This is a genomic window from Aeromonas sp. 600276 (assembly GCF_049175815.1).
GTDB lineage: Bacteria > Pseudomonadota > Gammaproteobacteria > Enterobacterales > Aeromonadaceae > Aeromonas > Aeromonas dhakensis.
The window spans coordinates 86,881-97,206 of record NZ_JAAKVU010000003.1; the positions used below are offsets into that span (position 1 = coordinate 86,881).

Consider the following 10,326-nt stretch of genomic DNA (forward strand, 5'->3'; position numbering starts at 1 on the left):
TCGGGCTAATTGCCATGAAATTGATATAAATCAACGCGCGGACATTTTTCAGAAAGTCGGCCAACTCGCTATTTTTAAACATAAAAAAGCGTTGCCAGTCACAGAAAATTGCCACAAAATGGTGGCCATTGCGGAAGCTGATGGGGTCTGGTGGCCTCCTCGGTCTTCAAAACCGATGAGAGCCGAGAAGGCTTTGGCAGGTTCGATTCCTGCCTCTTCCGCCAAATTTCATATATTGGAGAGAAACCGTCAATTATGTTTCAGGCTGGTTGACGACTGTTTCACACATTGTTCTAACAAGGCGCCTGTCGCATTGCCAATATAATCTGAATGCGCTCCGACCACCTTATTTATCTGCTCGAACATTAATTTATCCATTCGCCTTTTTTATTAATTCATGAATGGCAAAAAGCAGCAAATAAGCAGCGTCGCAGCGGCCTTCCCCCGGCAAGGCGGCGTGCATGACACTCCCACGCACAGCCCGGGTCATCCCATGCCAACTCCGTCTGACGTATCCTCCCTCGCCCCCAGCGCCTCTTATGCCGCAATTCCAGCAAACCAGCGTCGCTTGCCGCAAGTGGAACAGCTGCTGCAGCAACCTTTTCTCGCTGGGTTTATCGATGAACTGAGCCGCCCGCTGGTGACCCAGGCGGTGCGCGAGACCCTGAGCGAACTGCGCCAGAGCGAGGCGTTTCGCCAGCACGGCGTCGCCCCCGAGCAGATCGAGGCGCTGATTGTCAGACGCTGCCAGCAGCAGCTGCGCCAGCGTCAGACCCGGGTCATCAACGCCACCGGTACCCTGGTGCATACCAATCTGGGGCGTTCGCCGTTAAGTGCCGATCTGTGGGACGAGGTGCGGGATCTCAACACCGGCTACAACAATCTGGAGCTGGATCTCGCCACCGGCAAACGCGGCGGGCGCAAGGGGCTGATCGCCACTTTGCTCACCTGCCTCACCCAGGCCGAGGATTCGCTGGTGGTCAACAACAACGCCGCCTCCCTCTTTTTGCTGCTGCAGGAGGTGGCCAAGGGGCGCGAGGTGATCGTCTCGCGCGGCGAGCAGATCCAGATTGGCGGCGGCTTTCGCATTCCCGACATTCTGGCCCTCTCCGGCGCCAAACTGGTGGAGGTGGGCACCACCAACATCACTACCGCCAAGGATTACCTGGATGCCATCACGGATCAGACCGCGCTGGTGCTGATGGTGCACAGATCCAATTTTGCCATTCGCGGCTTTACCGAATCCGCCGATATCGGCGAGCTGGCCCGCGCCCTGCCCGAGCAGGTGGTGCTGGCGGTGGATCAGGGCTCGGGCTTGACCAGCGAAGAGTTTGCACCGGATGAAACCTCGGTGCGCCAGTACATCAAGGCGGGGGCGGATCTGGTCTGCTACTCCGGCGACAAGCTGATGGGCGGGCCCCAGTGCGGCATCATCAGCGGCCGTGCGGACCTTATCAAGCGGTTGGAGAAACACCCCATGATGCGCACCTTCCGCCCGAGCCGCATCGTCTACTCCCTGCTCGAACGCCTGCTCATCCACAAGCTCAACAAATCTCCCGTCGGCGAGGGTATCGCCCAGCGCACCTTGAGCAACCCGGCCACCATGCAGGCGAGAGCCTCCCAGCTGATGGCCGCCCTGCCCGGCTGCTTTGTGCCGGTCCCCGCCCAGCTGGTGGTGGGCGGCGGCACCCTGCCGGACGAGTTCTACCCGGCGCCAGCGCTGGAGTGCACCGACCTGCGTCCGGCCCAGCAGCTGCTCGATGCTCTGCGCGAACTGCCCGTCCCTGTCATCGCCACCGTGCGCCAGCAGAAGGTGCTGCTCAATATGGCCACCCTGCTCGACGAGGACATGGGGCTGCTGATCGCCCAGCTTAAGCAACTGCTGCTACCCACCCCGATCACTGCGAGCCAGGAGCCTTGATCCCATGACTTCCTATCGCGCCGTTATCGGCCTTGCCGGCCACGTGGATCACGGCAAGACCTTGCTGATCAAGGCGCTCACCGGCATCACCACCGCCCGCGCCCACGAGCAGGCCATCGGCATGACCCAGGATCTCGGCTTTGCCCACTTTGACGACGGTCAGGGCAACACCATAGGCGTCATCGACGTGCCCGGCCACGAGCGCTATATCCGCAATATGGTGGCGGGGCTCTGGAGTCTGGATCTGGTGCTGCTGGTCATCGCCGCCGACGAGGGGTGGATGCCGATGACTGGCGATCACCTGCGCCTGCTCAAGGCGATGGGGGTGCCGCGCCTCTTGGTCTGCATCAACAAGTGCGATCTGGTCTCCCCCGACGAGCTTTTGCTGTTGGAAGAGGGCCTGCTGGAGCGGGTGATGGACGAGAGCGACATGGTGCCCGACATCGTCAGCGTCAGCGCCAAGACCGGCGAGAACATGGCTGCCCTGCACGCCGCCATCGTGCGCCAGTTGGAGGATATGGCCGAGCATCATGCCCCCCGCGAACAGGCCGCCCCGCGCCTCTATGTAGACAGGGTCTTTACCGCCAACGGCACCGGCACCGTGCTCACCGGCACCTTGCAGCAGGGCAGCCTCAAAGTGGGGGACAAGCTGCGCCTCTACCCCGCCGATCGGGAGGTGCAGGTGCGCTCCCTGCAGGCCTATCACCAGAGCGTCGACGAGATCGGCGCCGTCTGCCGGGTGGCGGTGGGCCTGAAAAAAGTGCCCCACAAGGAGGTGGCCCGCGGTCACTGTCTTACCAGCACTGTCGGCCAGTGCGAGGCGGCGACTCATCTGATCGTGCGACTCAACGCCGAGAGCCTGAGCGGCAAGGCGCTACGCACGCAGGAGGTGGAAGTAGCCCTCGGCAGCTGGCATGGCCGAGCCCGTTGTGTGCCGATAAAAGAGGCACCTATAAAAGAGCTGCCCATCAAGGATACCCGGCTGGCGCGGCTGATCTTTACCAGCCCCATCCCCTGCTTCTTCGGCCAGCCGCTTGCCATTATTCGCCACGGCAGCAGCGAGCTGCTGCACGGCGCCCGCATCGTCTGGTGCGGCGACATCCACCCCGCCAGACGCAAGACGCTGCACGCCCTGCTGGGCGAGCTGCCAGATGAGCTCGAGCACTACAACCCGGCCACCCTGCAACTGGGGCTCAATGGCTATGTACTGGCCAGCCGCTTTGACCAGCAGCCCGAGCAGGTCATCCCCCTCGGTGAGTGGCTGCTGGATAGCTGCTGGCTGGCCCAGAGCCGCGATCAACTGCTGGCCACGCTGGCCAGCGAACCGCTCAGCGCCGCCGAGCTGGCAACCCGCTTTGGCATCGCCCTGCCGGTCACTCAGGCCCTGCTCCAGCAGCTCAAGAGCGAGCAGCTTGTTCGCCTGCACCATGACAAGTGGCAGCAGGGCAGCGGCGAGTCGGAAGATGATTTGGGGGAAGAGGCGCAGCTGGTGCTCAAGGTGGTGCGAGATCAAGGCAAGGAGGGTTACGAGCCCGGTAAACTGGGCCCCGGCGGCGTGGCGCTGGACCCCTTTATCACCCGCCAGCTGCCCGCCGCCCTGCAGCAGGGCTTACAGCAAAAAGGCGCGTTGCAAAAGCAGCTGCGCAATCTGGCGCGACTCAAGTATCTGGTGCAGCTCGATGGCCCCATCTACTACGACGCCGCCCTTTACAACCAGATGGTCGCCGCCGTGCTAGCGGGCCAGCAGGTGGGAGATCTGATCGACATGGCATCCCTCAAGGAGATCACCGGTTTGTCGCGTAAATACGCCATTCCGTTCTGCCTGCGCATGGAGATGGATGGCTGGGTGCGGCGCGAGGAGAACGAGCGTCGGGTGCTGCGTCTGCCGCAGACTCAAGATGAGATGGAGCCGGCATGAGTGCCACCATCGCCCCCGCTAGCTCCCCCAATCCTGTGGCCAACCGGCTGCGCCGCGAGTTTCATATCGATGGCATAGTTCAGGGGGTCGGCTTTCGCCCCTTCGTCTATGGGCTGGCACTGCGCCACGGCCTTGCCGGTTATGTGTTGAACGATGCCAACGGCGTCACCATAGGTGCCGAAGGATCGCCCGAGCAACTGGCCAGCTTTGCCCGCGAACTGCGGGAGCTGGCGCCGCCACTTAGCCGCATCGATCATTTCAGCGAGCGGGAACTGCCCCAAGAAGATAATCCCGACTACGACGGAGCCTTTCATATCAAGGCCAGCCAGCAGCAGAGCGCCGCCACAGTCGCCATCTCGCCGGATCAGGGGATGTGCGAGGCGTGCGCCAACGATGTGGCCAACCCTGCGGATCGCCACCATCGCTACCCCTTCACCAACTGCACCCACTGCGGCCCGCGCTACACCATCATCCGCCGCCTCCCCTACGACCGCCCCCACACCGCCATGGCGGGCTTTGCCATGTGCCCGCGCTGCGCGGCTGCCTATGAAAATCCGCTGGACAGACGCTACCACGCCCAGCCGGTGAGCTGCCCCGAGTGCGGGCCCCATCTCAGCTGGCGAAATGGCCGTGGCGATGCCCTGGCCGAGCGCGAGGATGCCCTGCAAGCAGCTGCAAGCGCCCTGCAAGCGGGGGCGCTGATTGCGGTCAAGGGGATAGGGGGGTATCACCTGATATGCGATGCCCGCAATGAACAGAGTGTGGCCAGATTGCGAATGCTCAAGCGGCGCGAACGCAAGCCGCTGGCGGTGATGATGGGCTCCCTTGCCGAGGCCAAACTGCATGTCACCGGCTGCGCAAAAGAGTGGCAGCTGCTCGCCTCTCAGGCCAGACCCATCACCTTGCTGCGCAAGCGCAAAAACGATGATCGGCCGTCAGAATCGCAACAATCTGCGGCGCCGCTGGCCGAAGAGATAGCCCCCGGCATCCCCTACCTTGGCATCATGCTCCCCTATACCCCGCTCCATCAGCTGCTGCTGGATGCCTGCGCCATGCCGCTGGTGGCCACCAGCGCCAATGGGCGCGGCAGCCCAATCCTTATCGAGTGCGAGGCGGTGGTCAGGGAACTCGGCAGCGAGATTGACGGCATCCTGGATCACAACCGCCCCATCCTGCACCCGTGCGACGACAGTCTGGTGCAGTGGGCGGGCGGGCGACGCCAGACGTTGCGCCTCGCCCGGGGCTATGCCCCCTGCACTCCCAGCCTGCAAGAGGCGGTCAAGGCGCCGCTGCTGGCAGTCGGCGCGCAGCAGAAGAACCAGCTGGCGCTCGCCTTCGGCCGCCAGCGCATCTACAGCCCCTATATCGGCGATCTGCACAGCCTGCCGATGCAGGAGCACTTCGAGCAAACCTTGGCGACCTTCCGCGATCTCTACGCTCTCAAGCCCGAAGTTCTGGTTTCGGATCGCCACCCGGGCTACCTCAGCCACCAGTGGGCCAAGGGCTATTGCCGCGATCACAATGCAACCCATCTCGAGGTGCAGCACCATCACGCCCACCTGCTGGCAGTGATGGCCGAGCACGACATCAGGGGCCCTGTACTGGGGGTTGCCTTCGACGGTACCGGCCTTGGCGATGACGGCACCCTCTGGGGCGGCGAGCTGCTGATCGCAGACGTTCAGAGCTTTACGCGGGTTGCCCACCTCCAGCCCTTCAAACTGATCGGTGGCGAGGCGGCCATCCGCGAGCCGGTGCGCCAGCTGCTGGGGCTGCTGTTCGAGTCGCACAGTCCTGAGCAGATCAGCGCCCTCGATATTCCGGCGATCAAGCAACTGCCCCTTAAGCGGATCCACAACCTGCACCAGCTCTGGCAGCTGGGTCGCAACGCCCCTTACACCAGCTCCCTCGGTCGGCTGTTCGATGCGGTGGCGGCGCTCTTGGGGATGATCGATACCCCGGATTACGAGGGAGAAGCGGGGCTCCTGCTGGAGGCAGCCGCCTCGCGGCTCCCCCCCGATGAACAGCCCTTCCCCCTCGCCTTTGATCTCAGCCAATCAGCAGAGGGGCCACTGCAGATCCAGTGGGCAGAGCTCATTAATACCCTTGTCAGCGAGCAGAGAAAAGGCACCTCCACCGCCAGCCTGGCCGCCGGTTTTATCCGCGCCATCAGCAAGCTGGTGGTTGCCCTTGCGGAGCGCTTCCCCGGCTATCCGGTGGCGCTCGGGGGCGGCGTGTTTCAAAACCGGGTGCTGATGGACCAGCTGGTGCCCGCTCTAGAAGCGGCAGACCGGCAGGTATTGACCAGCGAAACCCTGCCGCTCAATGACGGTGGCATCGCCGCCGGTCAGCTCTGGTTTGCCATCCACCATCTTGCCACGCACCAGCCTGTCACCACCGGTTGTGCCACCTTGTCGGAGTCCTGAAATCCATGTGCCTATCCATCCCCTCTCAGGTGGTGCAGCTGCACCCCGAAGACAACTGCGTCACCGTCGACACCCTGGGGGTGCAACGGCGCGTCAGCTGCATGCTGCTCGAAGAGCCCCTCCAGGTGGGCGACTATGTGCTGCTCCATATCGGCTTTGTAATGAGCAAGATTGACGAAGAGGAGGCGCAGGCCAGCCTCGAGAGCTTCCGCCAGATGGTGGCCCTGATGCCCAAACAGGATATCTTGCCATGCTGACCTTGAATGATCTGTTTCAGGGCTTTCGCCAGCCCGAGGTGATCCGCGCCCTCGCCGCCCAGATCACTGAACTCGCCAACGATCTGCCCGAGCCGCTGCGGGTGATGGAGGTGTGCGGCGGCCATACCCACACCATCATGAAGTACGGCCTGCACCAGCTGCTGCCAGCCAGCATCGAGTTTGTCCACGGCCCCGGCTGTCCGGTCTGCATCATGCCCAAGGAGCGCATCGATCAGGCCATCGAGCTGGCTAGTCAGCCCAGCGTCATTCTGGTCACCCTGGGGGACATGATCCGGGTGCCGGGATCCAAGGGTACGCTGGCCCAGCAACGGGCCAAGGGGAGCGATATCCGCCCGGTCTATGACCCCCTCGATGCCCTGCGCATCGCCAAAGAGAATCCGGAAAAAACCGTGGTCTTCTTCGCCATCGGTTTCGAGACCTCGACCCCCATGACCGCCGCCTTGCTGGCTGCCGCTGAAGAGCAAGGGGTCGAGAACCTGCTGTTTCATATCAACCATGTGCTGGTGCCCCCCGCCATTCATGCGGTGATGGCCGACGGGGTGGCCAAGGTGAACGCCTTTATCGGCCCCTCCCACGTCAGCGTCATTACCGGCGCCGATATCTACCTGCCTATCGTCGAACGTTATCAGGTGCCGGTGGTGGTGAGCGGCTTCGAACCGGTGGACGTGATGGAGGCGCTCTTGATGATGGTGCGCCAGAAGGTGGAGGATCGCTACGCGCTGGAGGTGCAGTACAGCCGCGCCGTCACCGCCAGCGGCAATAAAGCCGCCCAGCGGCTGGTTGAGCGCTTTTTCGAGACCCGCGAGCACTTTCGCTGGCGAGGTCTGGGGGATATCAACGCCTCCGCCCTGCGCCTGCGCGATGCCTTCGCCAGGCGCGATGCGGAGCGCCACTTCGCGCTCAATCAGACTCCCATCGATGACCACAAGGCGTGCCAGTGCGCCGATATCCTGCGCGGCCTCGCCAAACCGAACCAGTGCAAGGTCTTTGGCCGGGGCTGCACCCCGACCCAGCCCATGGGCAGCTGCATGGTCAGCTCCGAAGGGGCCTGCAATGCCTACTACCGATATATGGGGATCCAGGAACGATGAGAGAAATCCAACTTAGCCACGGTGGCGGCGGCGTCGAGATGAACCAGCTGATCAACCAGCTCTTCTTTCGCCACTTTGGCAACGAGATCCTGCTGCGCGGTGAAGACGCCGCCCTGTTGCCGGTGAGCGGCCCCGTCGCCTTCACCACCGACAGCTTTACCGTCTCGCCGCTCTTCTTCGAGGGGGGCGATATCGGCAAGCTGGCCATCGCCGGTACGGTCAACGATCTCGCCATGATGGGGGCCAAGCCCGAGTATCTGAGCTGCAGCTTTATCATCGAGGAGGGCTTCCCCTACGCCGATCTGGCCCGCATCGTCGAATCGATGGCGGCTGAGCTTGCCAACAGCGGTGCCCGCATTGTCTGCGGCGACACCAAGGTGGTGCCCAAGGGGGCGGCCGACAAGATCTTTATCAACACCAGCGGGGTCGGCACCTTCCCGCTGCCCGAACAGAGCCGGGGCATCTCGGTACGGAGCCTCAAGGCCGGTGACGCCATTCTGGTGTCGCGGGATATCGGCAGCCACGGCGCCTGCATCCTGATGGCTCGCGATGCCCTGCAACTGGGATCTGATCTCAAGAGCGACTGCACCACCCTCTGGCCACAGGTAGAAGCGCTGCTGCAGGCCGGTATTACCCCTCACGCCCTGCGCGATGCCACCCGCGGTGGCCTTGCCGCCGTGCTCAACGAGTGGAGCAGCGCCTCCGGCGTTGCCATCGAGCTGGAGGAGTCCGCCATTCCGGTGTGCGATCCGGTGCGGGGCCTGTGCGAGCTCTACGGTTTCGAGCCCCATGATCTCGCCAACGAGGGGACCATGGTGCTGGCCCTGCCTGCCGAACAGGCGCAGGACGCGCTGGGTATCTTGCGGCAATTCAACCCCGCTGCCAGCCAGATCGGCGTGGTGCAGGCGAGCGATCGCCACAAGGTGATCCTCAATAACCCTTGGGGCAGCCGCCGTTATCTGGAGCTGCCGCAAGGGGAGCTGCTGCCGCGGATCTGTTGAGCGGCCATGCCGTTCACCCATATGCCGTTTTCCCAATTAGGGGGAGGAGTCATTGCTCCTCCCCATATCGGTTAAGGAGCCACCATGCACGAAATGTCTCTGGCCATGGCTGCCATCGATTTGGCGGCCGAGCAGGCCACCCTGCGGGGCTTTACCAAGGTGACCGCCCTCTGGCTCGAGGTCGGCAGCTTCTCCTGCGTCGACCCGGACACCATTGCCTTCTGTTTCGAGGCGGCCGCCAAGGGCACCGCCGTCGAAGGGGCCCAACTTCACTTTCAGCACCAGGCGGCAGAGGCCTGGTGTTACGACTGCAACCAGACGGTCACCCTCACCGAGCGTGGGCAGGCCTGCCCCGAGTGTGGCGGATACAAATTACGAGTCGCGCAAGGGAACAGCCTGCGCATCACCGACATCGAGGTAAGTTGATATGTGTAGCGTATGCGGATGCGGCCAGGCGCGGATCGCCGGCCATGAGCACGATCATGAGCACGGTCATGAGCATCATCACGAACATGCTCATGAACATGAACATGAACATCACCATGAACATGGTCATAAGCACGACCATCATGCTCATGACGCCCATCACCATCATGACCACGAGCAGAGTGCGCCGCGCACCCTGATCATTCACCACCACTATCACCATCAGGGGGATGTCCATCACCACTACCACGGGGTGCGGGCTCCCGTGAGCCATGAGGGACATAATCACCCCCACGATCATCATCATGAACATGGCCCCTCTCATGACCACGGCCATTCCCACGCGCATTCCCATGAACACAGCCATGACCATGACCATGACCATGACCATGACCATGACCATGACCATGACCATCAGCAGGGTGATCTGCACTATGGCAAAGGGGAAGCGGGATTGTCAGTGCCCGGTATGGGGCAGCGCCAATTGATCGCCATCGAGATGGACGTGCTGGCCAAGAACAATGCGCTGGCCGCCCACAACCGCGAACACTTCGACGAGGCGGCCCAGCTGGTACTCAATCTGGTGTCGAGCCCGGGCTCAGGCAAGACCACTTTGCTGTGCGAGACCCTGCACCGGCTTGAGGGACAGCGCCCCTGCGCCGTCATCGAAGGGGATCAACAGACAAGCAGCGATGCGGATCGCATCCGCGCGACCGGCGTCCCTGCCGTGCAGATCAACACCGGCAAGGGCTGCCATCTGGACGCCAAGATGGTCCACGACGCCTGCCACCAGCTGCCCGCCAATGAAGGGGGCATCCTCTTTATCGAGAACGTCGGCAATCTGGTCTGCCCCGCCAGCTTCGATCTCGGCGAGAAGTACAAGGTGGCGATCCTCTCGGTCACCGAGGGGGAAGAGAAGCCCCTCAAGTACCCGGACATGTTTGCCGCCGCCCAGCTGATGGTGATCAACAAGATCGATCTGCTGCCCTACGTCAGCTTTGACGTGGCCCGCTGCATCGAGAACGCCAAGCGGGTCAACCCCTATATCCAGGTGATCCAGGTCAGCGCCACCACAGGCGAAGGGATGGATGCCTGGCTCAACTGGCTGGCCACGGCCTGAGCCTGAACCGGTTAAACGCCGCTGATAACGGTAGAAAACAAGAGAGGGAGGCTGATGCCTCCCTCTCTTTCATCTGCGCACCTCCTCGGCCGCCCTAACTGTTCGGAGTAGCCAGCGTCCCACACTCGCGTCCCCTCACCCTGGCCCT

General features: G+C 62.8%; 9 protein-coding genes and 1 tRNA gene. 9 read left to right on the forward strand and 1 reads right to left on the reverse strand.

Features of this window, described 5'->3' with window-relative positions:
- Nucleotides 1-132 precede the first annotated feature (132 nt).
- From G5134_RS03980 to hypA, 8 genes are all read left to right on the forward strand, one after another.
- A tRNA-Sec gene (locus G5134_RS03980) sits at nucleotides 133-224 on the forward strand.
- A gap of 269 nt (nucleotides 225-493) precedes the next feature.
- Nucleotides 494-1,921, forward strand: coding sequence for an L-seryl-tRNA(Sec) selenium transferase (gene selA, locus G5134_RS03985; RefSeq protein ID WP_421231879.1), 1,428 nt, complete (start codon nucleotides 494-496; stop codon nucleotides 1,919-1,921).
- A 4-nt stretch (nucleotides 1,922-1,925) separates the two neighbouring features.
- A complete protein-coding gene (selB, locus tag G5134_RS03990; RefSeq protein WP_421231880.1) occupies nucleotides 1,926-3,839 on the forward strand; it encodes a selenocysteine-specific translation elongation factor in 1,914 nt (637 codons plus the stop codon).
- Nucleotides 3,836-6,262 (forward strand): carbamoyltransferase HypF, encoded by a 2,427-nt coding sequence (hypF, locus tag G5134_RS03995; RefSeq protein WP_421231881.1) that lies wholly within the window; start codon nucleotides 3,836-3,838, stop codon nucleotides 6,260-6,262. Before selB ends, hypF begins: the two co-directional genes overlap by 4 nt.
- A gap of 5 nt (nucleotides 6,263-6,267) precedes the next feature.
- On the forward strand, nucleotides 6,268-6,519 hold the full coding sequence (locus G5134_RS04000; RefSeq protein ID WP_040065728.1) for a HypC/HybG/HupF family hydrogenase formation chaperone: 252 nt from the start codon (nucleotides 6,268-6,270) through the stop codon (nucleotides 6,517-6,519).
- Nucleotides 6,513-7,631 (forward strand): hydrogenase formation protein HypD, encoded by a 1,119-nt coding sequence (hypD, locus tag G5134_RS04005; RefSeq protein WP_421231882.1) that lies wholly within the window; start codon nucleotides 6,513-6,515, stop codon nucleotides 7,629-7,631. The genes G5134_RS04000 and hypD overlap by 7 nt, the downstream gene beginning before the upstream one ends.
- Nucleotides 7,628-8,632, forward strand: a complete 1,005-nt coding sequence (gene hypE, locus G5134_RS04010; RefSeq protein ID WP_421231883.1) for a hydrogenase expression/formation protein HypE — start codon at nucleotides 7,628-7,630, stop codon at nucleotides 8,630-8,632. The genes hypD and hypE overlap by 4 nt, the downstream gene beginning before the upstream one ends.
- Before the next feature lie 84 nt (nucleotides 8,633-8,716).
- On the forward strand, nucleotides 8,717-9,058 hold the full coding sequence (gene hypA / locus G5134_RS04015) for a hydrogenase maturation nickel metallochaperone HypA (RefSeq protein WP_045789594.1): 342 nt from the start codon (nucleotides 8,717-8,719) through the stop codon (nucleotides 9,056-9,058).
- Here the strand turns inward: hypA and G5134_RS04020 are convergent.
- A complete protein-coding gene (locus tag G5134_RS04020; RefSeq protein ID WP_411585583.1) occupies nucleotides 9,036-9,443 on the reverse strand; it encodes a hypothetical protein in 408 nt (135 codons plus the stop codon). The genes hypA and G5134_RS04020 overlap by 23 nt on opposite strands.
- Here G5134_RS04020 and hypB point away from each other — a divergent pair.
- Nucleotides 9,324-10,178, forward strand: coding sequence for a hydrogenase nickel incorporation protein HypB (gene hypB, locus G5134_RS04025; protein ID WP_421231884.1), 855 nt, complete (start codon nucleotides 9,324-9,326; stop codon nucleotides 10,176-10,178). The two genes, G5134_RS04020 and hypB, sit on opposite strands and share 120 nt — an antisense overlap.
- Nucleotides 10,179-10,326: the final 148 nt, after the last annotated feature.